This is a genomic window from Ferdinandcohnia sp. GQ5 (assembly GCF_059759275.1).
In genome coordinates this window covers 96968-121363 of record NZ_JCAXEW010000012.1, presented here as the reverse complement: position 1 = coordinate 121363, position 24396 = coordinate 96968, and the positions used below count along the sequence as shown (strand labels likewise).

General features: G+C 38.9%; 22 protein-coding genes and 1 riboswitch. Of the genes, 7 read left to right on the top strand and 15 right to left on the bottom strand.

Features of this window, described 5'->3' with window-relative positions:
* The first annotated feature begins 201 nt into the window (after positions 1–201).
* Positions 202–543 carry an ASCH domain-containing protein gene (locus AC6CHV_RS15800; RefSeq protein WP_121446816.1) on the top strand — a complete coding sequence of 114 codons (342 nt, stop codon included), beginning with the start codon at positions 202–204 and terminating at the stop codon, positions 541–543.
* Positions 544–588: 45 nt separating this feature from the next.
* On the opposite strand, the gene AC6CHV_RS15795 is transcribed toward AC6CHV_RS15800, so the two are convergent.
* The gene (locus AC6CHV_RS15795) at positions 589–1017 is read right to left on the bottom strand and encodes a YbaN family protein (RefSeq protein WP_341329867.1); all 429 of its coding nucleotides are present in this window, start codon (positions 1015–1017) and stop codon (positions 589–591) included.
* A gap of 182 nt (positions 1018–1199) precedes the next feature.
* On the opposite strand from AC6CHV_RS15795, the gene AC6CHV_RS15790 reads away from it, so the two are divergent.
* Positions 1200–1655: a DUF2269 family protein gene (locus AC6CHV_RS15790; protein WP_341329866.1), complete on the top strand. Its 456-nt coding sequence runs from the start codon at positions 1200–1202 to the stop codon at positions 1653–1655.
* Positions 1656–1689: 34 nt separating this feature from the next.
* Here the strand turns inward: AC6CHV_RS15790 and AC6CHV_RS15785 are convergent, their stop codons facing one another.
* The 3 genes from AC6CHV_RS15785 to AC6CHV_RS15775 form a co-directional block, all read right to left on the bottom strand.
* Positions 1690–1968: a hypothetical protein gene (locus AC6CHV_RS15785; protein WP_341329865.1), complete on the bottom strand. Its 279-nt coding sequence runs from the start codon at positions 1966–1968 to the stop codon at positions 1690–1692.
* Positions 1969–2113: 145 nt separating this feature from the next.
* Entirely contained in the window at positions 2114–3625 is a 1512-nt protein-coding gene (gene scpC / locus AC6CHV_RS15780) for a succinyl-CoA:acetate CoA-transferase ScpC (protein ID WP_498079185.1), read from the bottom strand.
* 227 nt (positions 3626–3852) lie between these two features.
* Positions 3853–4497 (bottom strand): LytTR family DNA-binding domain-containing protein, encoded by a 645-nt coding sequence (locus tag AC6CHV_RS15775; protein ID WP_341329863.1) that lies wholly within the window; start codon positions 4495–4497, stop codon positions 3853–3855.
* 162 nt (positions 4498–4659) lie between these two features.
* Here AC6CHV_RS15775 and AC6CHV_RS15770 point away from each other — a divergent pair, with 162 nt between their 5' ends.
* Positions 4660–5136, top strand: coding sequence for a DinB family protein (locus AC6CHV_RS15770; RefSeq protein ID WP_121446822.1), 477 nt, complete (start codon positions 4660–4662; stop codon positions 5134–5136).
* 751 nt (positions 5137–5887) lie between these two features.
* Here the strand turns inward: AC6CHV_RS15770 and AC6CHV_RS15765 are convergent.
* The gene (locus tag AC6CHV_RS15765; protein ID WP_498079184.1) at positions 5888–6943 is read right to left on the bottom strand and encodes an AbrB family transcriptional regulator; all 1056 of its coding nucleotides are present in this window, start codon (positions 6941–6943) and stop codon (positions 5888–5890) included.
* A 306-nt stretch (positions 6944–7249) separates the two neighbouring features.
* Here AC6CHV_RS15765 and AC6CHV_RS15760 point away from each other — a divergent pair, with 306 nt between their 5' ends.
* The 3 genes from AC6CHV_RS15760 (at position 7250) to AC6CHV_RS15750 (ending at position 10569) form a co-directional block, all read left to right on the top strand.
* Entirely contained in the window at positions 7250–7669 is a 420-nt protein-coding gene (locus AC6CHV_RS15760) for an acyl-CoA thioesterase (protein WP_341329861.1), read from the top strand.
* 412 nt (positions 7670–8081) lie between these two features.
* On the top strand, positions 8082–9224 hold the full coding sequence (locus tag AC6CHV_RS15755) for a PcsB-like coiled-coil domain-containing protein (protein ID WP_498079183.1): 1143 nt from the start codon (positions 8082–8084) through the stop codon (positions 9222–9224).
* A 163-nt stretch (positions 9225–9387) separates the two neighbouring features.
* The gene (locus AC6CHV_RS15750) at positions 9388–10569 is read left to right on the top strand and encodes an MFS transporter (RefSeq protein WP_341329859.1); all 1182 of its coding nucleotides are present in this window, start codon (positions 9388–9390) and stop codon (positions 10567–10569) included.
* A 28-nt stretch (positions 10570–10597) separates the two neighbouring features.
* Here the strand turns inward: AC6CHV_RS15750 and AC6CHV_RS15745 are convergent, their stop codons facing one another.
* From AC6CHV_RS15745 to AC6CHV_RS15705, 9 genes are all read right to left on the bottom strand, one after another.
* Positions 10598–11536 carry an ATP-grasp domain-containing protein gene (locus AC6CHV_RS15745; protein ID WP_341329858.1) on the bottom strand — a complete coding sequence of 313 codons (939 nt, stop codon included), beginning with the start codon at positions 11534–11536 and terminating at the stop codon, positions 10598–10600.
* A gap of 33 nt (positions 11537–11569) precedes the next feature.
* A complete protein-coding gene (locus AC6CHV_RS15740) occupies positions 11570–12703 on the bottom strand; it encodes a M20/M25/M40 family metallo-hydrolase (RefSeq protein WP_498079182.1) in 1134 nt (377 codons plus the stop codon).
* 23 nt (positions 12704–12726) lie between these two features.
* Entirely contained in the window at positions 12727–13710 is a 984-nt protein-coding gene (locus AC6CHV_RS15735; protein WP_341329856.1) for an ABC transporter ATP-binding protein, read from the bottom strand.
* Positions 13697–14707 carry an oligopeptide/dipeptide ABC transporter ATP-binding protein gene (locus AC6CHV_RS15730; RefSeq protein WP_498079181.1) on the bottom strand — a complete coding sequence of 337 codons (1011 nt, stop codon included), beginning with the start codon at positions 14705–14707 and terminating at the stop codon, positions 13697–13699. The genes AC6CHV_RS15735 and AC6CHV_RS15730 overlap by 14 nt, the downstream gene beginning before the upstream one ends.
* 325 nt (positions 14708–15032) lie before the next feature.
* Complete coding sequence (locus tag AC6CHV_RS15725; protein WP_121446829.1) at positions 15033–15929, bottom strand: ABC transporter permease subunit; 897 nt, start codon at positions 15927–15929, stop codon at positions 15033–15035.
* Between the two features lie 9 nt (positions 15930–15938).
* Positions 15939–16892 carry an ABC transporter permease subunit gene (locus tag AC6CHV_RS15720; protein ID WP_498079180.1) on the bottom strand — a complete coding sequence of 318 codons (954 nt, stop codon included), beginning with the start codon at positions 16890–16892 and terminating at the stop codon, positions 15939–15941.
* 68 nt (positions 16893–16960) lie between these two features.
* The gene (locus AC6CHV_RS15715) at positions 16961–18544 is read right to left on the bottom strand and encodes an ABC transporter substrate-binding protein (RefSeq protein WP_440273650.1); all 1584 of its coding nucleotides are present in this window, start codon (positions 18542–18544) and stop codon (positions 16961–16963) included.
* A 255-nt stretch (positions 18545–18799) separates the two neighbouring features.
* Positions 18800–19300: a preQ(1) synthase gene (gene queF / locus AC6CHV_RS15710; protein ID WP_121446832.1), complete on the bottom strand. Its 501-nt coding sequence runs from the start codon at positions 19298–19300 to the stop codon at positions 18800–18802.
* A 118-nt stretch (positions 19301–19418) separates the two neighbouring features.
* A riboswitch (PreQ1 riboswitch) is annotated at positions 19419–19466 on the bottom strand.
* 125 nt (positions 19467–19591) lie between these two features.
* Positions 19592–20932 carry an FAD-dependent oxidoreductase gene (locus tag AC6CHV_RS15705; protein ID WP_341329852.1) on the bottom strand — a complete coding sequence of 447 codons (1341 nt, stop codon included), beginning with the start codon at positions 20930–20932 and terminating at the stop codon, positions 19592–19594.
* A gap of 155 nt (positions 20933–21087) precedes the next feature.
* Here AC6CHV_RS15705 and AC6CHV_RS15700 point away from each other — a divergent pair, with 155 nt between their 5' ends.
* A complete protein-coding gene (locus tag AC6CHV_RS15700) occupies positions 21088–22470 on the top strand; it encodes a Glu/Leu/Phe/Val family dehydrogenase (protein ID WP_341329851.1) in 1383 nt (460 codons plus the stop codon).
* A 111-nt stretch (positions 22471–22581) separates the two neighbouring features.
* On the opposite strand, the gene AC6CHV_RS15695 is transcribed toward AC6CHV_RS15700, so the two are convergent.
* Positions 22582–24288 carry a DUF2207 domain-containing protein gene (locus tag AC6CHV_RS15695; protein WP_341329850.1) on the bottom strand — a complete coding sequence of 569 codons (1707 nt, stop codon included), beginning with the start codon at positions 24286–24288 and terminating at the stop codon, positions 22582–22584.
* Positions 24289–24396: the final 108 nt, after the last annotated feature.

Sequence of the window (24396 nt, the reverse complement as noted above, 5' to 3'; positions counted from 1 at the left end):
TAATTTAAGGCTGTGCGAGCTCCCGAGTACAGGAGCGTGGCAACTGCTTGAGTTGACATCTTCGCAGCAAGGTACGCTGAAATTCGATGTGTCATTTCCGGCCGACTTTTTGAACTACCTCATAAGTTGTCAAGAATGGTATTCCTTGTTAAAGTGTATAGTAAATAATATTAAGATCTGTAAGTTGAAAGGAGCTTGTTAATGACTACACCAAATAATGAATTACCAGCTAAAACATGTACCATTGATCGTCTTGTGACAATGGAGTCAGACATAAAGAAAGTACTAGAAGGTAAAAAGACAGCTACACGCCGAAATGGTAGATATGCAGATGTTGGAGAAATCATGACTCTCGAAGGTCAGCAATTTAAAATTGACCGTGTATATGAACAATCCCTAGGTGAGTTGACAGACGCGGATGCGAAAAGAGAAGGCTTTGATACTGTTGACGAATACAAAGAATCAATTCTTTCCTATCATCCTGGCATGCCATGGCTCCCTCACATGAAAGTTTGGGTCCATGAGTTTAGTAAAGTGAACTAAATACATAAAAAACCCTTGTCATTATGAGGTGGACAAGGGTTTTCTCTATTTATGACCTGTTTTTTCAAAAAACGCTTGCTGGTGTAATGCATAATCTTCAGGTGCTACCGTTTTTATTTTTGTGATGAAATAATAGTATTTATAAATAACAACTGCGACCAAAAATAATTTCAACCAAATATTGTCCAAAATAATAAACGGAATTGCGATCATCGCATCTGCGGTTAACAAAATGGTTAACTTTTGTTTTAATGTCATTTCCCGCCGCTTCACAAAACCTTCTAAATGCTTTTTATAGATACTAGTCCCTTTAAACCACCGATCAAATTTTTCCGATCCTTTTACAAAAAAGAATGATGCTAGTAGTAACAGGGGCGTAGTTGGGATGATGGGCAATACGATTCCTACTATCCCAAGGCCAAAGAAAATAAAACCTAATACAATATATAAAAATTTTGTGATACTTTTCACCATGTTGTCCCCTTTCTAAGAATTTAAGGACTTCTTTCCTATTATACCACGTATCTTTTACTGGCAAACTACTGTCACAAAATAGTAAGATTATGAATATGGAATTGTGAGTTACATCACTTATCTTTTTTATTATAGTGCTATCATTAATAGTGGAATATGTTGTAAATGGGGGACCATAAAAAATGGATGTTGTTTATCGAATACTTGTTTTCATACATATTTTTTCAGCCATCCTCGGAATGGGACCTGGCTTTATTTTAACAACGGTTGTGAAGTCGGGAGATACGATGACAGAGCTTAGACATTCGTATGCAATTAGACATAGATTACACATATTTGTCATGGTCGGTGGCATACTCCTGCTCGTTTCTGGACTTTTAATGGGGGCTATTAATCCTTATCTATTTACTATGGGCTGGTATGTGACAAGCTTATTGCTATTTCTTGTTGCGCTAGCGATGGGACCATTCGCCCTTACACCTAAATCAAAGCCAGTAAAAGCTTTATTAGAATCACATCAAGGTGAAGATATTCCTGCCGAATACTATCCTCTGGCAAAGGCGCTTTTTCGAGTTGAGCATATCGAAAATACACTCTTTTTGATTATCATAGCATTAATGATTTTAAAACCTTTTTAAATCATATAAAGTTTATTCTATAAAATCCCCATCTTCATTGGTGGGGATTTTCTTCGAGTGCATTTTTCTTTTTGAATGGAAAGGTAGCTCCTTGTGTAATGAGGCTTATTAAAATAACAATCCCAACAATTAAGGATACGATTATCCAAAAGTTAATGCCAAATCCAACAACCTTGAATGCCCCCTCATAATAATTCACGTCTGGACGATTCATATTTGAAGATATGATCGCAGCCGTAACATGTTTTGTAGCATACAAAAAAGCAGACACCGCGATGAAAAAGCAACCCACAAATGCCTTAACATGATTCATTCTACCCCTCTTCTCTGTTACACTTTTGGTTAATCGTACCATGATTACAGTCAGTAGGACATAATCCTTTTTACCTATGTTCGATACTGGGTTTCTCACAAAAAAATGCCGCATAAAGAATTCCTTCTTTATACGGCTCTATGGTTTACGCTTCTACTAATTCTTTTTCTAGCATGGTACCTTTTTGTGCAAAGTTTGTATGCCATGTGAATGCCTTTTCTAATACATGTGGTGTTTGGCCACCTCGTGTAAGTGCTTCTTGGTAATAATCTCTAAGCTGTTGTTTATACATTGGATGTGCACAGTTTTCAATCAATAGCTCCACACGTTCTCTTGGTGCGAGTCCTCGTAAGTCTGCATATCCTTGTTCTGTTACGATGACATCTACATCATGCTCTGTGTGGTCCACATGTGAGACAAATGGAACGATACTTGAAATGTCTCCACCTTTTGCAATTGATTTTGTAACAAAAATCGCTAAGCGTGCATTTCGAGCAAAGTCACCTGAACCGCCGATTCCATTCATCATCTTGGTACCGAGCACATGGGTTGAATTGACGTTTCCGTATATATCCAGTTCGAGTGCTGTGTTTATTGAAATAAGTCCGAGACGTCGGATAATTTCAGGATGATTTGAAATCTCTTGTGGTCGCATGATCAAACGATCACGATATTTGTCAAAGTTCCCAAACACTTTTTTCATCTTTTCTTCTGATAAGGTTATGGAACAGCAGGAAGCAAAGCTTACTTTGCCCGCATCCATTAAGTCAAATACCGCATCCTGCAATACTTCAGAATAAACCTCTAAATCTGTGAAATCAGAATCAAGCATACCATGCAGTACCGCATTTGCCACTGATCCAATTCCAGACTGTAGTGGTGCAAGCTTCTCTGTTAAACGGCCAGCTTCAACTTCTTTTCGTAAAAAGGTTAAAAGATGCTGTGCCATTATTTCTGTTTCTTCATCTGGTGGTACGATTGTTGACGGAGAATCTGTTTGATCTGTAAACACAATTCCCTTGATTTTTCCTATATCTACTTTAATTCCAGGTAAGCCAATTCGATCATCTGACTTTGTTAACGGAATAGGTTCTCTTTCGCCTTGTTTACCAGGTGCATATAAATCATGAACCCCTTTGAGCTCTGTTGTTTGTGCAAGGTTGATTTCAACAATGATTGATTTAGCATGCTGTGCAAAAGTTAAAGAATTCCCGATTGAAGTTGTAGGAATGATTAACCCATCTTCATCAATTGATATCGCTTCCAAAATTGCAACATCGACATCCATCACATTTGAACGAATTAATTCTGATGTATGAGATAAATGCTGATCTACAAACAAAAAGTCCCCATTGTTAATACCTTTTCTCATTGTTGGATCAGCTTGGAATGGTAAGCGCTTACCTAGAATTCCCGCTTCAGCGAATAATTTATCAACATCAGAGCCTAATGACGCCCCTGTATATACGTTTACTTTTAAGCTTTCCGTTTCAGCACGTTTTACAAGCGCGAATGGTACCGCTTTCACATCGCCCGCACGTGTAAATCCACTGAGGCCTAATGTCATACCATCCTGAATCCACTCCGCTGCCTCTTCCGGAGTTACAACACGGTCATGTAGACGGGTGTCCTTAATGCGATCTAGTTTATTAGTCATATTCTCCCATCCCCTTTATGAAATTGAATATTAAGATAATTTTACCTATAATCTCCACATAGGGTGGAATTTCTGGAGTAAAGAACATAAATTTTCGATAAAAAAGAAGAACAAACCCCCAAAGCAGAAGATTTGTTCTTTTTCTAGATTATCAAATATGTTTTGGCATATTTTTTCCCAGAATTAAGAGGCCTCTAATTTCTATTCAATCTTTTGGTGGATAACAGTTAGAAACCCAGCAACTTTCTAAAATAACTTGAGTAATTTTGACTAACAGGGACCCTGGCGCCGTTGTTCATTTCTAAGACAAATGTAGAATGAGTATCAGGATGGATTTCTTTGATTTGATTTACATTCACAATAAATGAGCGATGGCAGCGAATAAAAGAGTCCTTTGGCAACGTATATTCAAATTCCTGAAGCGAATATTTATGTGTCCCCGAAAAATCTTCCGTGTACACATGTGTTTTTTTATCTTTTGCCTCAAGGTAAAGCACTTCTGAGAATGGAATGGGTTTCCAGCCATCTGGAGACTTTACGGTTACGACCGATTTTCCATCTGTTAATGCTGGGTAGATTGCCGTTACACAACCTTCCAACTGATCCCCATGAAAAAAAGGTACGGCCATGCCATGATAAGGAATGCCAAATACGTCGCGATTTATAAATTCGGAAGCCTTTTGTCTGGACGTAATGGCTTTATACGCAATGGTTCCCTCTTTTACTTCATCACCTGGTTTAATTTTCAAATCAATGCGTTTACTTGGTCGATAATAAAGATATTCTTTTGTATTTGAGACAGCAATTGATATCTCGTCGGAGAACAATTCCCCAACCACATCTAAGAGTGAGCCAATTGTTATATCCTTCACACGTCAACATCCTTTGTAGTAGAAATCTAGTATCCTCTTCTATTTTACAAGTAATTCATAGATAAAACATCATCCTTCAAAAAAATCATCATGTGCGTTTAAAATGGCTTTTACTTGTGAATCAAGTATAATGTTGGTAATCACATTATAGGAGGAATACATATGTACCATACACTTGAAGAATTCTTACAAGATTGGAATTATGAGGGTAGTGCCACTCAAAAAATCCTTGATGCTTTAACAGATGAGTCATTATCACAGTCTGTTGCAGCTGGTCACCGTACCTTAGGTGAACTTGCTTGGCATGTTGTGACTTCCGTCCATCAAATTATTTCACAAACTGGCCTTCAGTTCGATGGTGCAGCCGGTGAGACAGTTCCAACATCAGCAAAGGAAATGGCCGATAGCTACCGTACAACAAGTGAAAACCTAGTTTCTGCGATTAAAGAACAATGGAACGATGAAACATTGAAGGAAATGAAAGAAATGTTTGGTCAAACAATGCCTGTTGCCGTAATACTTGGAATGACGAATACCCACCAAATTCACCACCGCGGACAAATGACCATTTTAATGCGTCAAGCTGGATTAAGGGTCCCTGGTGTTTACGGTCCATCTAAGGAAGAGTGGGGCGCATAATCTAATATTAAGTTTGGCCGCTAGGATACCCTAGTGGCTTTTTAGTCTTGGTCTGCACTTGGCTGATCCGTTGTTGGTCAATTTTCAGGATGCTTGTGGTACTTTATTGCTTCTTACAGTGGCATCACCTTCCATTAATTACGACGGTGATGATACTCTAACCCCTTTTGGAGACTACCTGTTTCCGGTTAGTTGGATAATGGTGATACCATAAGCAATTTTGAATCTATGAAATTTCGGGTTTTGGGATGTTGATGGTGCTCCATGCATTTCGGAGCGATACCAATTTCAAGTTATTAGGAAGGTGATGGTGCTCCAAGTCTTTCAGAGTTACATCACTTTCCTGTTAATAGGACGTTGGTGGTACTCCAAGTCTTTTGGTGTGATATCAATTTTCAGTTTATAGGACGGTGATGATACTCCAAGCCGTTCCGAGTGATACCACTTTCCAGTTTCTAGGACATTCATAGTATTCTATGCCTTTTTGAAAGGCACCACTTCTCCAATTATCCACTTACAGTGGTAAAACCTCATTCTAGTTGACATAATCTTTTTCAATCAAACGTTTGTTTAGCGGTCTATTCCTTGGGGCACAAAGGATTCAATTTTCAATCAAGCGTTTGTTTGAATTTTTGCTTACAGAATTTCAAGAAACTACAAATTCCCTCTTCAAACGCCCGTTTAACTTACATCCCTTGGTACACAAAGGTTCCCAACTTCAATCAAATGTTTGTTTGAATTGCCTCTTTTATCATGCAGCTACTTTTTCCCTTCTTTTAAACATCCATTTTAAAAAGCTCGGAACGATTAAAATAATGAATAATAGTCGAATAAGCTGTAATGAGCTTACCACTGCTGGATCTGCACCTATTGCGGTTGCGGTTAATACCATTTCAACTAATCCTCCAGGTGAAAAGCTCAGTAAAGCAGTTGGTATATCTAAATCTGACAATATGGCAAATAGATAACCAAATCCAAATGAGAATGCGAGTAATAAAAGCGTGAGAGTGAAGTAAACTCCACAATACTTTCCACCAATCTTTAAATCTCTTAGATTGATATTATTCCCCATTCTCATCCCAACGGTGATTTGAGCAAGTATTAGTAACCAGGGTGGAATGGGTGGTAACCCTACTCCCACTACACCAAGTAATACCGTTACTGCAAGTGGGCCAATAACAAACGCCGCTGGAAGCTTATTTCGAAGCAGCCACCCTGCTACTAAAGCTATGCTGAACCATAAATATGCATAAACAGGTACACTGCTGAGATTTTTTGTGACCTCATATGGATTTCCAACACTTGCTATGAACCAATGCGTTACAATAAACGGAACCATGAACACGACCGTTAACAAACGAACCGTTTGAAAAATCGTTACCATTGCAGAATTTGCTTTTAACGAATGACTTGCGGCAACCATTTCGGATAGTCCCCCAGGAATCGAGCCAAACACACTTGTCATTGGGTCAATTTTAATAAATCGAGTCACAAAAATGCTGTTTATCACACTGACCGTCAATAGCAATATTGTCATTATTAAAAACGGAATAATATACGGATAGACCGTAATAAAGGTTTCTTTAGTAAACGACAATCCGAAGTAGATTCCTAGTGTCGCAAGTCCAACATTGTACAGGCGAACTGAAACAACCATTGTTCGATGTGTAATGGCTTTGTATAGAATCATGAATGTCATCGGGCCGAGTATCCACGGGATCGGAAAGTGTAATAAATAAAACACCATTCCCCCCGTACCCGCTACAATATAGGACTCTATTAAGCCTTTCTGCTGTGAAAATTTCATATATATTCGACCTTTCTCAATCAAATGCGCCATGGCGTATTTGCATCCGATTTTTTGGTCCACAGGACGTGGCGTTCTTAGTCTTTGATCTTACTGCTCGAAAATTCCCCTTTGAAAATAGTGGCATTCAGTGGAGGCATTCACTCTATTCAGCAATGGATTGAACCCTCTCTTCTGGGATTACATCCATCTCAACACATAAAGAAAAAGAGACTTCTACTGAATAAAGTTGATTGTTCTTCTATTATAGTATGCAGGAAAAACCCCCTCTTTGCAGAATATACTTTGTAAAAAGGAGGGAACAGCTTGGAAAACTTTCATTTTTCACATACTATCCGTGTTAGGTATTCTGAAATCGATGGTCAAAAAATTGTTTTTAACGCACATTATCTTACCTATATCGATATCGGCTTCACTGAATACATGCGTAAAATTCTTGGGCCGGATTGGCTTACGAATCAACACTCTTCCCAATTTGAACCCGTTCTTGTTAAAAGTACAGTTGAGTACAAAAAACCAGCATTACTAGATGATCTCATCACGATTTATGTTCGGGTAAAAAAATTGGGTACTTCCAGCCTCACCCTTGAGAGTATCATAACACGAGATGATGAAATCTTAGTTGAAGCCGAAACCATTCAAGTAAATTACAACAATGTTACTAAAACATCTACACCTATACCTGATGACATTAAACATAGAATACAGGAATTTGAAGCTTTATAGACAAAAAAGGAAGGCGCTAGTCGAATCCTATTTTTCAAACAAATGTTTGTTTAGCGCCTTTTTCTCTTCTTTTCCAAGGGTTTTCACATTCAATCAAACTATTTGAGAAATCAACGAAATACTCCTATCATGTTCATGTTACCGACTTCCTTCAATCTCCTCAAAGGCACAATGACCTCTAAACCCTACTTTAGTAGGAATAATATTCCGTTTATATTACAAATATATTTCGACATTGACATATTCGCTATTTTACGAAACCTTGATTCTATTAGGTTTTGTAACATTACAATATTAATAATATGTAACAATTTCGCGACAAATGGAGAATTTTATAGAAACTTATGATAATATGATAGAGTAAAAGACTCGGATATAGACTAAGTAGATTAGTAAGAAAGTAGGAATTATCTTGAAAAAGACACTCGTAACCTTAAGTGCCACTTTAATGATAAGTGCCTTTTCTCCATATGTAATATCAACTAGTGCAGAAACAATGAGTTCACTTCAAACTGAGCTATCTGATACACAAAAAGCATTAGCAGAATTAAATGCTCAAATTGCAAAGGTTGACCAAGCGATTGAAGATAACCGTAAAATGATCGCTCAAACAGAAGCGGAAATTAAGAAATCAGAAGAAGAAGTAAAAACTCTAGAAACTGAGATTGAAAAGCTTGAAAAAGAAATTGAAGCTCGTAACGAGATTTTAAAAGAACGTGCCCGCATGATGCAACAATCTGGTGGAACGATTAGTTACCTAGATGTAATTTTTGGTGCACAAAGCTTCTCTGATTTTATTAATCGTGTGAGTGCAGTCTCTACAATTATGCAAGCAGACCAAGAAATAATTGATGAACAAGCCAAAGCAATCAATCTGGTTGAAGAAAAGCAAGCTAAGATTCAGGAGACTCTTACTGCATTAACAGACAAAAAAGAAGAATTGGTAGCCATGCAAGGTCAAATTGAAGACCAAAAAGCACAAAATGACGCATTAAAGGCTGCCCTAAAGTCAAAAGAACAAAAAACATTAGCGGACATTGAAGACCTTCGTGCTAGTATGATTACTGCAACACCTGCAGTTAGCACAACTGCTTCAACTAGTCCTGCAACAAAAACAGCCAAAGCTACAGTTACTGCATCAGTTCCAACCTCAACTCCAAAGGTTACTGGTTCAATTAACACTGTAATTAATGCAGGATATAAATACATAGGAAACTCCGTCTATGTATTTGGTGGCGGAAGAAGTGCATATGATATTGCAAACGGTCGATTCGATTGCTCTGGATTTGTACATTGGGCATTCGCTCAAGCTGGTGTAAATGTTGGTTCTAGTACAAGTGTTTTAAGAGGTCAAGGTACTGCAGTATCAGTTAGTAACATGAAACCTGGTGATTTGGTATTCTTCGACACCTATAAAAAAGATGGTCATGTTGGAATTTATATAGGTGGCGGTAAATTTATCGGCTCACAAAGTTCTACCGGTGTTGGTATTGCTGATATGACAAGCGGCTATTGGAAAAACCATTTTAAGGGGCACGTAAGACGAGTTATGTAATGGACGAGCCCAAGACTAAAGCATCTTCATCTTTGAAGATGCTTTTTTGTGAGATAAATTCGTCCTATAAAAATATTTTTGTGACTCTCTCTCTGATTACTTTCAAATTGTTTTCATTTAATTTATGATAGGAAAGTAAGCTATCATACTGGAGTGACATACGTTGAATACAAAAAAAGCATTACCTATATTATTTGCAGTTATGTTCTTGGTTTATGTTGGGTTTGGGATCATTATTCCTGTCATACCCTTTTATGCAGAAGATCTTGGCGCTTCACCCACTGAATTAGGACTACTCATGGCTGTTTATTCATTAATGCAATTCTTGTTCGCACCGATGTGGGGAAGAATTTCCGATCGGATTGGACGCAAGCCTGTTATTATGATTGGTATATTCGGACTTGCGGTTTCATTCTTTCTAATGGCTTTATCCACAGAATTATGGATGTTGTTTGCAGCCAGAATCATTGGTGGCTTTCTTTCAGCCGCAAATATGCCAACCGTAATGGCATATGCTGCCGATATTACCTCTGAGGAAGACCGTGGTAAAGGAATGGGTGTCATTGGTGCATCGATTGGTCTAGGATTTATCTTTGGTCCAGCAATTGGTGGTATTTTCTCAAAAACTAACTTACACATGCCATTTTACATTGCAGGTACTTTGTCTTTACTTACTTTTTTCCTCGTCATGATTGTTCTTAAAGAATCTTTATCAAAAGAGCAAAGACATCCGAAAGACCGAAAAAGAACGGGTCTGTTAAAAGCCCTTAACGGTCCTGAAAGTGTTCTGTTTTTCCTTTCTCTTTTTATCACATTATCCTTATCAGGGCTTGAAGCTACGTTTGCTTATTTTGCGGCTGAAAAAGCTGGATTGGGAACTACTGAGCTCGGTTATATTTTTATGATTATGGGACTCGCTGGAGCGATTGTACAAGGTGGATTAGTGGGAAGGCTTACGAAACAGTTTGGTGAAGGTTTTGTCATCCAAATCGGAATTTTCGTGTCAGCCGTAGGTTTTTTCCTTATTTTATTTACAAAGGATTTCGTTACAGCTGCGATTTATTTAACTATTTTTGGAGTAGGAAATGGCATCATTCGTCCTGCGGTTTCGGCATTACTTACGAAGCGTTCCAAGACGGGACATGGAAGCGTCACAGGATTATTGTCCTCCTTCGATTCGCTTGGACGAATTCTCGGACCTATTTTAGGTGGTCTACTTTATACAATTTCAATGGGATTACCCTACATATCAGGTATATTCCTATCCGCTGTCGCTTTCATATTGTTTAGAATGTATACAGCAAAAACGAAGAAAATGCATACGGCAACAACAAACGAAGGGTAGCAATCATGCTACCCTTCGTTTGTTCAACTTATATTCTATTTAGTGCCTCGCCTAGAAATTTCGCAAGCTCAAGCATTCCGTATTTTTCCGCTTTCGCTTCTGCATCGGAGTTGTAGTTAGTATTTGTATTAACGTCATAGGTGAAGACTTCACCATCTGCATTTTTCACAAACTCAATACCTGCTACATCAATGTTAACATCTTTCAGAAATGCTTCGTAACGTGCAATCTGTTCTGGGTCTACATCATCGATAATTTCGAACTTAGGACGTACTTCTACCTCTTCCCCAACTGGGCAAAACAGATCGCCAATTTGACATGCATCTGCAGGGCAAAGCTCAAATCCTTCTGACGTATCAACCCGTACAGAATATACATACTTGCCGCCAACAAATTCAGATCTTGTAATATAGGATTCTGGTGATTGGATATACTCTTGAATGAGCGTAATCCCGTCAACTGGCTCTTCAAATGCAGGGCTATTTACGTATGCTTTTAATGACTCTACGGTTTGGAATAATTGTACACCAAGCCCTTTACCTGCTCGATTATGTTTTGTAATAAAAGGTACTGTTCCTAGTTTTTCCGCAGCTTCAATAATTTGCTCACGGCCCACGGCCCCAATTGTTTTCGGAGTGCGTACCCCATTTTTTTCAAGTGCTGTGTATTGCTTGATTTTACTTAATTCAAGGCGAAGGGCATTACTACCATTAAAAACAGTACGGTTATGGAATTCCAGCCAATCTAAAATCCCGCCTGTTAATTCAGGAGCAAATCGGTGATCCCTTGTGTGTGAAGAAGCACTCATACGGTTATAAAAAACACCTTCTGGTGGTTCTGCAGTTAAATCAATGACCCCTTTATCAAGATGCCATGCCTCATATGGTAAATTTAACTCATCCAATCGTTTTGTTAAATGTGAAGTCCAATCATCATTTTCATGGATAATATATATTTTTTTAGACATATAGAACGTCTCCCTTCGTATTAACTATTGATCCTATTGATCACTTAGTCTCTGAATCACATTTGCTAACAGGTTTGTTCTTACTGTAAGGGAAGGAATATAAAGAAACTCTGATTCCTCATGGGCATTTCCACCTTCGGGGCCAAGCCCATCTATCGATGGAATACCCATATATCCAGTTAAATTTCCGTCTGAACCTCCACCACTTTTTTCATGAGAAAGTTCAAGACCTAGCTTTTTCCCTTCATCTACTATTATATCAATAAGCTTCTCCGACTTCTCAGTTAACACCCATGCCGGTCTCGTAATCTTTCCTGTCAATTCAAGTGTTGTACCTGGCACATCCGATTTGCTACAAATTTCTTTGATCGCCTTGTCAATGTCATCTCCTTGTTCAGCAGTATTGATTCTTACATCTATAAAAGCTTCAGCATAAGGTGCTATCGTATTGACGGACGTTCCACCTTTTACAATTCCGACATTTACATTAATTCCTTCATCTCGGTTTGTTAATTTGTGCAACTTTATGATTTTATTCCCTAGTTCCTCAATTGCACTAATTCCATTTTCAGGAGCAACTCCTGCATGTGAAGACTTCCCTGTAATTTTTAGTAAGTACTTACCCCCGCCTTTACGCTCGCTTACCAAATTTCCATTTTGCGCAGGTTCAAGGATAAGTGCATATTTTTTATCTTTAGCTATTCTTTCAATCAGTTCTCTAGAGTAGATAGAACCAATTTCCTCATCCGTATTTAGGATGATTTCTACATTCTTATGGGCATTGCTTCCGCTTTCTATTAATGCCTTAAGAGCAAATAGGGTCGTAACTTGGCTTGACTTCATATCAATTACACCAGGTCCATAGGCGTACTCTCCTTCCTTTCTGAAAGGTCTTTCCGCAACTGTCCCTTCTTTAAACACAGTATCCATATGTGCAATAATCACAATTTGAGGATTGACAGCTTCTGGATGGCGTATTAAAAGATTATTTCCGACAATTTCTTGTTCATCGATTTCCGCTTGAAACCCGATAGATTTATATTCTTCAAGAAGAACCTTTCCAGCCTTGTCAACACCGTGCTTGACGTATGTACCACTGTCAATATTGACAAGAGTTTCAATTAACTCAAGCATCTTATCCTCATTACCAATAATGTTATCCTTCACTTTTAGACACTTCCTTAGATCAATTATTCATCATATAGATGGCATTGTACTTCATGGTTACCATCTACTTGAACTTTAACTGGCTTTTCTAATCTGCATCGTTCTGTCGCATATGGACAACGCGTATGGAATACACACCCACTCGGGACGGAAAGTGGTGATGGAACGTCCCCTTTTAATATAATCCGTTCTCGTCTACTTTCTGGGTCAGGAATCGGAACTGCTGACAATAAAGATTGAGTATATGGGTGTAATGGATTTTTAAATAGTTCATCAGTTGGTGCCTTTTCAACCATTTCGCCAAGATACATCACTCCGATTCGGTCCGCAATATACCGAACCACACTCAAGTCATGACCGATAAATAAATAAGACAGCTTTAGGTCGTTTTGAAGTTTTCTTAGCAAGTTAAGAATTTGTGACTGAATCGAAACATCAAGTGCTGAAACAGGTTCATCACAAACGATAAACTTAGGGTTTAACACGAGTGCACGCGCAATTCCAATTCGTTGTCTTTGGCCACCAGAGAATTCATGTGGAAACTTATCATAGTGCTCTTTACTGAAACCAACCTGTTCAAGAAGGTCTAGCACTCTTTCCTTTCGCTCTGCTTTCGTACCGATTTTTTGAATAATCATCGATTCTTCAAGGCTATATCCTATTCTTTTTTTAGGATCTAGCGATGCATAGGGATCTTGAAATATCATCTGCAAATCCTGACGAATTGTCCGAAATTGCTTCTCTTTCATGTCAAAGATATTTTGATTATGATAAAAAACCTCTCCCCCTGACGGTTCAGTCAGTCTCAGGATTGTTCGGCCCGTCGTACTTTTACCACAACCAGATTCTCCAACAATTCCAAATGTCTCACCTTCATAGATCTCGAAGGAAACATCATTTACGGCCCTGACTACATTTTTCTTAAAAAAGGATGAAGACGCCGCTGTGAAGGACTTCTTTAAATTTTTTACTTTTATGATTGGTTCTTTTTCTTTAGGAATCGCCATTTGAAGCCCCCCTCTTCAAGGAAATTTCTTGATAATGCCAGCATCTTACCTTATGTGAGTCTGTTACTTCCTCAAGTATTGGAGCTTCATTTCTACATTTTTCTGTTGCAAATTCACATCTACCCGCAAATCGACACCCTTGTGGAACTTGATGAAGAGATGGTACAGAACCATTGATTTCATGGAGTTCTTTTGTTCGATCACTATCCATGTTTGGCATTGATTTTAATAGGCCGATTGTATATGGGTGAAGTGGTTGATTGAACAAATCCTTCACATCTGTTTCCTCGATAACCTGACCGAGATACATAACGACAACTCGATCACATGTCTCTGCAACAACCGCTAAATCATGGGTAATCATCATAATCCCCATACTTGTTTTCTTTTGAAGATCTTTCATCACATCCAAGATTTGCGCTTGAATCGTTACATCTAATGCAGTCGTTGGCTCATCCGCAATTAACAGGGTTGGCTCACAACAAATCGCAAGGGCTATCATAACCCTTTGCCGCATTCCGCCTGAAAGTTGATGAGGGTAATCATGAACTCTTTGTTCAGGAGAAGGAATCCCTGTTAATCGCAGGACCTCAATCGCTTTTTGATAGGCGTCCTTCTTTGACATTTTTTTGTGTAATCTCAACGATTCAACAATTTGATCGCCAATTGTATAGACGGGGTTTAGTGAACTCATTGGGTCTTGAAAAATCATTGAAATTTCATTCCCTCTTATTTTTCTAAGGGATTTTTCAGATTCTGTTAAAAGGTTCTGATTATGATAGGAAATTGTTCCTTCATAATCAGTCAATTGGTCATCGTGTAATTTCAGGATAGACTCCGCAGTAACACTCTTACCGCAACCTGACTCACCAACAACCCCTAGTGTTTCACCCTGCTTTATATAAAAGGAAGCATCTTCAACAGCCGTTAAACGCCCTTTCTCTGTCCAGAAAGAAACTCTTAATTTATCAATCTGTAGTAAATAGTCGCTGTTCATGCTCTCCCCTCCTAATGGTACAAATTCTACAATTCTATTTTTTTACAAGAAGAAGTTTAAAAAGTCCGGTGAAGATGACACTGCTATATCGGAGCTTCGACTAAGTGCCGACACGTCCTGTGTCGAACGTCGAAGTCACCACATCCTGTGGAAGCTCGTTGGCTTGCTTTTGCGTTCCTCACGTATTAAATGCATACGTTCCGGTACTCAAAGCTGCGCCGCCTCGAACTTTTCGACGCACAGGATGTGCTAGTGTCGACAATGCCACAGGACGTGGCGTTTTTGTCGACGTGGTCCTTTTCATCCTCCTTTTTAAACACTCACTTTAAAGACTCTTTCTTCGCTTTGCATGGACAATTTTTGGATCCATTATATCTCTAAGACCATCACCTGCAAGGTTTAATCCAAGAACAAGGAGGACGATGAAACTACCCGGAAATACGGTCATCCACCATGCCTTATAGATTACGCTTTTCCCATCAAACAATATATTTCCTAAGCTTGGTTCTGGCGCTGGAATCCCTGCACCCAAGAAGCTTAATGAAGCTTCTGTTAAAATGGAAACAGCAAATATAAAGGTTGTTTGAATAATAACCGGCGAAAGTACGTTGGGAATGGTGTGAATAACTAGTATCCTCCATGTACTTGCCCCTTGTGCCTTTAGTGCTTCAATATATGTTTGCTCCTTTACCACTAATGCCGCGGATCGAACTACCCTTGCGATGGAAGGAATATAGACAATCACGAGAGCAATCATCACGTTTACTGTATTTGGTCCTCTTACAGCCACTATTGCCATTGCTAAAAGAATAGAAGGGAAAGCATACAGACCATCGACTATTCTCATTAGAATATGATCAAGCACATTAAAATAAGCAGATAATAGGCCAATCACTAAACCAATAATCCCCGTAATAATTGCAACTGAAAGACCAACTATTATAGATACCCGTATTCCATAAAGGACCCTTGTAAATAAATCTCTACCAAAGTTATCTGTTCCAAACCAGTGCTCTCCACTTGGTGGCTGGAGTCGGTTCTGTGGATTAATTTCATAAGGGCTAAATGGTGCTAAAACCGGTGCTAAAAGAGCAATGATGGTTAATATCGAAATGATGATTAAACCAGTAAGGAGCATATTGTTAGATAAGACCCGTGTCCAATTACGTTGTTTTTTTACGAAAAGAGTCGATGGCTTGCTTACTTGTATTTCACTCTTCATGTAATCTCCTCATTTTCTCTGATTTAAGCGAACTCGCGGGTCAACCACGCCGTAAAGCAAATCAATCACTAAATTTAATAAAACGTATGTTACAGTGATCATTAAAACTGTTCCTTGAATAACAGGAAAATCTCTTCTCTCGATTGAGTTAACAATTAATTGTCCAATTCCAGGAATATTAAATACAGTTTCAACAACAGCTGCACCTGTAATTAACGTTCCAAAGCTTTCCCCGATGACGGTTAAGATTGGAATAAATGCACTACGGAGAGCATGCTTGAAGGTAATTTTGTTTGGATGTAACCCCTTGGATTTAGCCGTTTTTATATAATTGGTTTTCATTACATCTAGCATCGAAGACCGCGTCATTCTTGCAATTAACGCAGCTTGCATCATGCCAAGGGCTATTGCAGGTAGGATTAGATAACGGAGATGTTCCCCCAACCCATCACTTAAAGGACGATAGCCTGCAACAGGAAGCCATTGCAATTGAACGGAAAAAATTAAGATTAAAAATAAACCTACTAGAAAGCTAGGTACTGAAATACCAAAGAGAGATATTCCCATAACTGCCTGATCCATGAAAGTGCCTCTCTTTTTTGCTGCCAAGACACCAAGAACAAGAGCCACAATAATCGCAATTATTTGCGAGATGATGGCCAATGATAAAGTCGGTCCTAAATATTCAAAAAACGCTTGTGTTACTGGCATTTTCAGAAAATAGGAATCTCCTAAATCACCTAAGATAGCCCCTTTGAACCACAGGATGAACTGAGTATAAAGAGGTAAATCAAAGCCGAGTTCCTCTCGTAACTCGGCTTTGGTCTCTTCTGAAGCTTCATCTCCAAGAAGCACAGTAACGGGATCACCTGGTGTCAGATGGGCCAAGAAAAAGACTACTATGGCAACTACCAGCAATATGGGAAGTAATGAAAATAATCGTTGTACAATATACTTTAGCAATTTATCATCATCCTTTATTTATGAATGAAGGCGATCTAGCTTACCGCCTTCATCGCTGGAGCTTCACCTTATTCACTCTTACTGACATTCCATAAGATTGGGCCAATTAGATTTTTATAACCCTTTACATCATCACTTACCGCTACTAAGTCTTGGATATTACCAACCTTAGCCACCGGTAAGTAATTCCAAACCTCTGTTTGAAGCTCATCAATTAATGGTTTTGCATCTTCAAATGATGAAGCTGATTTAATATCTACAAGTAATTGGTCAATTTTTTCACTATTTGTCCAACCAGGATACTCTGCTTTAGAATCCAGGAATGGATTTTGGTGAATCGTTGGTCTAACGGCAAATGTCATGGCAAACATATCAAAGTTATTTGGATCTACTCGTCTTTCTTGAACTGTTGGCCAGTCATATACATCTAACTTCGCTTTTATACCAATGCTTTCAAGAACTTGTTGAGCAACCACAGCTAAATTGTACTGGTCGGTGTAGTCTTTCGTTGCTAATATAACAATTTCCTCACCGTTATAGCTTGATTCCTCTACTAACTTTTTAGCCTTTTCAATGTCACCTATATTATATTTTTCCTTCGCAGCATCACTATGCCAGTTAACCTGGTTTGGTAATGCAAGACCAGAATCTAATGTGTAGAAACGATCATCACTATAAGCAGCAATCATTGCTTCCTCTGCATTAAGAGCGGTATTAAACGCTTCTCTTAATTTCAAGTCAGAAAATGGACCTGACTTTTTGTTAAATACATAGGTAGCAATTCCACCTTCGTCAAATACATTCGTTACACCATCAGTTGATTCAATTTGATCTGCACTGTCAAACGGAACTTCAAATGCAATATCATATTGGCCGGTTGTAACACCTGATACCCGTGTAGATTCATCTGTGACAATGCGGAAGTATACATCTTTTACAAGCGCTTCTTTCTTTCCTCCAAGACCACTGCTTTCGTCTTCTCTTGCTACGTATTCATCAAATCGTGTTAAGTGAATATGTTGATCAACTTTCCATTCTTCAAGCTTAAATGGACCTGTACCGATATATTCTGTTAATCCAGTATCACCAGCCGCTTCAACTGATTCTTTTGGAACAATTGCTGGGAACGGAGCTGCATCAGCCAGTACAAAAGGAACAATTAAAGACGGCTTATCAATATGCAATTCTACAGTGTACGGATCAACCTCAACAAATTGTGCACCACTTAAGTTTGCTTTACCTTGAGTCGATGTTTTCATCCATTTTTCCATAGAAGCTACAACATCATCTGCTTTCATTTCTTCTCCATTATGAAACTTTACACCTTGTCTTAGTTTAAATGTGTATGTAAGACCGTCATCACTTACTTTGTATGATTCAGCCAACATCGGAACTACTTCATAGTTCTCATTAAGTGTCAAAAGCTGTTCAAATATTTGTCTTGCTACGTCTCTTGTTGATTGATTTGTTGTTAAATGTGGATCTAAGGTTTGTAGATTTGTAGGATATGCGATATTTAATTCTGCATCCTTATTAATTGTCGCCTCTTTTGAGTCAGAGCCTGATTTTGAAGCTTCATTATTACCACATGCTGCAAGAAAAAGAAGTGCACTTAGTAATAATACTGAAATGAGTTTTGTTCGTTTTTTCAATGTCATTACCCCCCGATGATATGTAATCTTGTACGTTTAGTACTGCTACTACTCTTTTAAGCTTTTTTATTTATCTTATAAGAGAGATTTATCAAAAAATTAATTCCTACTAAACATATACGATTTAACTATTTTATTTCGCCCATGTCAAGTAAAAGGGATTACATTTATAAGAAGCATTATTTACCAGCTTTTCAAAGCATAAAAAATGCACACGTTTTTGACACGTGTGCATTTGCATATAGAAAAAAATCCTTATCGGTTATCTACTTTTTCAGGATAGAGGTCGTGGTTCATCAAACGAAATTGTGCCATTTCCTCATATTTCGTACCAGGTTTCCCATAATTACACCAAGGATCAATCGAAATGCCCCCGCGTGGAGTAAACTTGCCCCATACCTCGATATAACGTGGATCCAATAATTTAATAAGATCATTCATAATGATGTTCACGCAATCTTCGTGAAAATCACCATGGTTTCGGAAACTAAATAAATACAGCTTTAAAGACTTGCTTTCTACGATTTTCTTATCTGGAACATACGAAATGTACATCGTTGCAAAATCCGGCTGATGTGTCAGTGGGCAAAGACTCGTAAACTCCGGACAATTGAACTTCACGAAATAATCCCGGTCTGGATGTAAATTATCAACAGACTCTAACACCTCTGGTGCGTACTCAAAACTATATTTTGTATTTTGATTTCCAAGTAATGTTAAATCTTTCAATCCTTCTTCATGACTTCTTCCTGACATGAAAAAACCTCCCTGTAAAATGTTGTCCCAACATCTTAACCTTCTATTATTCTTTTCAAACTAAATTGGACAAACATATAAAAAGCCACGTCCAATATGGACATGGCATCATAGTCATGTATCCATAGTTTTTTATAGAGGGTTATGAGCTATGAACCTCTCTCGATTAAACCAAGTATCTTCCCATATAATATAAGACCCCCCCAAAATCGTCAAGCATGGTGGGTCACAGGGACAGGTCCCTTGTCCCACCAATTTTTGGCAGGGTACAAGAGACAAGAGCCTGTATCCTCATTTTGCTTTTCTTGCCGCCTGCTGAATGGGATCCCAAACACCATTGTATGGTGGTGCATATGCTAAATCTAAATCCATTAATTCATCAATAGACATACTGTGAAAGAGGGCCGTGGATAGGACGTCAATTCGTTTGTCTACGCCATTCTCGCCAATAATTTGTCCCCCAAGAAGCTTGCGGGTTACTTTATGGTAGATTAATTTCAAGGACATCTTCTTTGCATCCGGATAATAGCCCGCAATGTCTCGCGCACGGATTGTGACAGAAGCAGTTGGCATATTCAACCTCTCCGCTTCTTTTTCTGATAGCCCGGTTCGACCAAGTGTTAAATCAAAAAACTTGATAATTGATGTCCCAACTACGCCTTTAAAGGTTTTATGTAAATTGACCATATTCAAGCCAGCGATCTGCCCCTGCTTGTTGGCATGAGTACCAAGAGGAATATAATCATCCCGCTCCTTGATTCGGTGATACTGTGTTGCGCAGTCACCCGCTGCAAAGATATCATCCAGATTTGTTTGCATATTCGAATTTACTTGGATCGCTCCCTTTATTCCTGTTACAATTCCCGTACCATTAATAAACGCTGTATTTGGCTTCACTCCTACGGCAATTAAAACCAAATCTGTTTTGACACTGCCTTTATCCGTTTTTACGGATTCAACAAAGTTATTTCCAATAAAACCTTCTACTGATTCACCAAATCTTAGTGTTAGATTATGTTTCTTTGCCTCTTCGTGAATGAGTTCAGCAAGATCTCGATCAAAAATTCCAGCAAGCTGATCATTTCTTTCAATGATGGTGACGTTTTTTCCTATTTCCGAAAAGCTTTCTGCCATTTCAAGACCTATATAACCACCACCGATGATTGTTACGTCTTTGACATCACGGAACCCCTTGTATACATAATCTAAAATTTCTTCAGTATCTGGTATTGTTTTTAGCGTGAAGACGCCTTGAAGTGAACTTCCTTCCCAATTTGGGACAACTGGACTGGCACCCGTCGCAATTAGCAAACGGTCATATGCTTGTTCAAAGTTTTCTCCCGTGGACAGGTTAATTCCTCGTACAACCTTATGTTTCGCATCAATGCTCTTCGCCTCATGAAATACCCTTGCATCAATCTCATACTTTTCTATGAATTCTTGTTGTGTTCTTGCAATCACCTTGTCTGTGGACTCAATCTTCCCACCTATTACATAAGGCAACCCACATTGACCATATGAATAGATTCCACCCTTCTCGAACACAGTAATCGAATTCCCTGAGCTATTCCGTACAATTTGCATAGCAGCACTCATTCCCGCTGCATCGCCACCAATAATAATATATTTCATCAATATCCCTCCACTCTAGTATTTTCCTTCCATCCGCCAGTTTTATGTAGAGCAACGCTCCTATTCCTTGGGACAAGGGTACAGAGTCCCAGACCAACATTTACACCGTCTATATGTTACAATTATAGGTGTAATAACGCTTTCAACAAGGAGGAATGGAATTGAATAAAACAAAGTTGATTGTCCAAGAATCATTAGATGCATTAATGAAGGATGACACGTTTATTCCAGAGTTATCTGGGGAAACCCGTGAGCAAGCTTTTACCTCACTAGCCTCAATACTATCAACCCCGAATCATGTTCATAAGTCTTTTTTAAGAATCCCGTTAGAAAATGGTCAGGTGGTTCGTATCCCAGCCTACCGTGTCCAGCATAATAATGCGTTAGGTCCTTATAAGGGTGGAATCCGTTTTCACGAAACAGTCAACGAAGATGAAGTAATTAACCTTGCTTCTCTGATGACATTAAAGAATGCACTTCATGACGTTCCTTTTGGTGGAGGCAAAGGCGGACTCGTTATCAATCCTAGAACACTTTCCGAAAAAGAACTACATCTAATTTGCAAAAAATATGTTCGTTACTTTTCAGATAGTCTTGGTCCTGATAAAGATATTCCAGCACCAGATGTTGGTTCAGGTGAACGCGAGATGGATTGGATGATGGCAGAGTATAAAAGCATTCGACCTGGCACACCCTATCGCGGGAGTTTTACCGGAAAGAGCGTGGTTAATGGTGGTTCATTAGGACGACGAGAAGCTACCGGGAAAGGCGTCTATTTTACGTTCCGATATCTATTTCATGATTTTCTTCAAAATCAAAAGAGTCTACTTACGAAAACTGATAATGTGTTTTCAAATACAGTGGTCAAATTTGAAAACCAAGCCATGAGGCTCGCGGTGCAAGGCTTCGGTAATGTTGGCTCTGTCGCAGCTCTAGAGGCTTATCAATGTTCTCATTTACAAAATAAAGTTGTAGCTGTTAGTGACCGGAATGTTACTTTATTTAATGAGGACGGTTTAAACATCCCTTCTCTTGTAAAATTCACTAAGAGCAATAAAGGGGATCTCCCTATTTCTGATAAGGAGCTAGCTGCAGCTGGTGTCAAGGCTGAAATTCTTGACCGAGAGGCTATCCTTTATTTAGAAGTAGATACTCTGATTCTCGCTGCTTTAGAGGATCAAATCCATAAGAATAATATGGAGAAAATTAAAGCACCTATTATTTTAGAGGGTGCGAATGCCCCTATAACACAGGAAGCAGACAATTTCTTAAGTAAAAAAGGTGTCCTGATTATACCGGACATTCTTGCAAACGCAGGTGGCGTTATCGTTTCTTACCTAGAGTGGCTACAGGGTCGTGAAACACAATTTTATTCCGAGGAAGAAGTGTTCAGTCAGCTATTGAATAAAATGAAGGCAACATTGGATGCAATCTTACCGACCTTCTTTGGGGACTCATTCACCCTGCGTCAAAACTGTTATATTCATGCCGTCACAAGACTATCTACTGTCCTATATCGACAGGGAAAATTATATTGAGATTAGTTAATGCGGTAGCCCGTGGGCTACCGCTTTTATTTTGTGGGTCAGAGGGACAGGTACAGTGTCCCTGTAAAAATATGGTGGGACGCGGAACCTGTCCCTGTGTCCCTAAAACGCTCCAGAACCGCCTCCGCCACCACCGGTTCCACCACCGCCTGTGCTGCTCGAACTGCTGCTTCCACTTCCAATGAGTTCATTGGCAGAATCAAAGTGGGTTGAGGCATTTGGTCCAACATAGCCAAATGAGGCTACTGAATAAGGATAAAAACCAGTGCTATTATTGTAATAAGGCTTAGTGATTGCGGATATCAGATCCTCGTTCTGCTTTTTCATTTCCTTGTCTCCCATACCAAATCCGTAAATATAGGCACGCATCTGGTCATCTTCTGACCATTTTTTCCATTCATCCGATGACAATGTTTTGTATCTCTCTTTGAACAGTAACCATTCATGGTAAATTCGCAAACCATCTATATTTTTTGGTCGATAAGCAATCAAATAGATGATGATTCCTCCAAACAAAATCAAATCCAAAACAAACCAAGAAAATAACTCATACATTGGGAACAAGATTAAAAATGGAACCAGTAAAATGCTTAACAGCCCAAGAACCAATTTGAACTTTGATTTATCCTCATAGAGATTGCGTTCCTTAATTTCGTTTCGAATTGACTCGCCCCATTTCAGTTGGAAGCCTGAGTAACTATCAGAGTTCTTCTTGTTTTTTGAATAATCTTCTAGGTCTTTAAAACTAAACTCCCCATTTTGGCCGATTTTTTCAAATAACCACTCCATTAAGATGTTCTCATGTGGCAGTGCCCCGGACTGATTCATAAGCTGAAATTTTTCATCCGTCACCTGTCTAACCATTTTCTTTCTCACCAAATCCAATAACGCAGCTGCCATCGACTGCCCTTGCGGTAAATAATTGTAGTTAGTAAAACGGATAGTTGCAGGCAAGCTAAGATCCTGTTTCGGGAGTGCACCCGGATTTGTCATCTCCCTTTTTACCATAGCTAACTTTGCTCGACCTTCCATCCGATTTCGAATCATTATGATCAAAAAGACTAATGCCAAAAGCGGTACTAACACAATCGCTACCTTAGATAGAGTGTCTTGTGTCTCTGTCCATTCCTGCGCTTCTGCAAGTAGTTCATTTTTGGCATTCATAATTTCTGCTTTCATCGGTTTATCAGAGGTTACATAGCCTGCTCCAGAAAAAAGATTTACATCATAAGCAATTCGAATATCTCCATTTGTTTCACTCGGAACCTCTCCGAACTGATAGACAACAGAGCCGTCCGATTTCACAGTTTCCTTTTGAAATGCCTCATCATACCCGAAGGCAATCACGTCGTTTGTTGATTGTGGCGGACGAACTGTGATAACGAGGTTTTCATAAGTTGCCTCATTCCGACTATCAAAAAATGGCCAATAAAATTGGGCTACATCCTCGTAGATTTCTAAGCCCTTTTCAATCGTATAGGTAAGTGTGACTGTTATTGTCTCGTCCTCACCCTTACGATAAATTTTATAAAGTTCATCTTCCTTTTTTACTCGTAACTCCGCTCCATTTTCAGTAGCGGAAAAGTCCTTAATCGTACTTCCTTCCTTCGGGATGACAGTCCTTGTTATCCCGTTAAACTCACCATCAAATTCATATGTATGTGTTTCTGTTACGTGAACAGTACCATCATCCTGCAACTGCGCATCCATTTTTACATCATTGATCCAAAAATCGACCGCGAAACCTTGCATCGGAAAAAGTAAAAGGAATACTAGTAATAATATGATGCCTCCCATTTTTGCACGCATGCCGTCCCCTCCTTCATACTTATGAATACGAATAAACACCCCATATGGTTTCAAACTAACGTGGTATACTATTATCAAATTCCTTTTGGCGTATTTGCCGCCCGATTT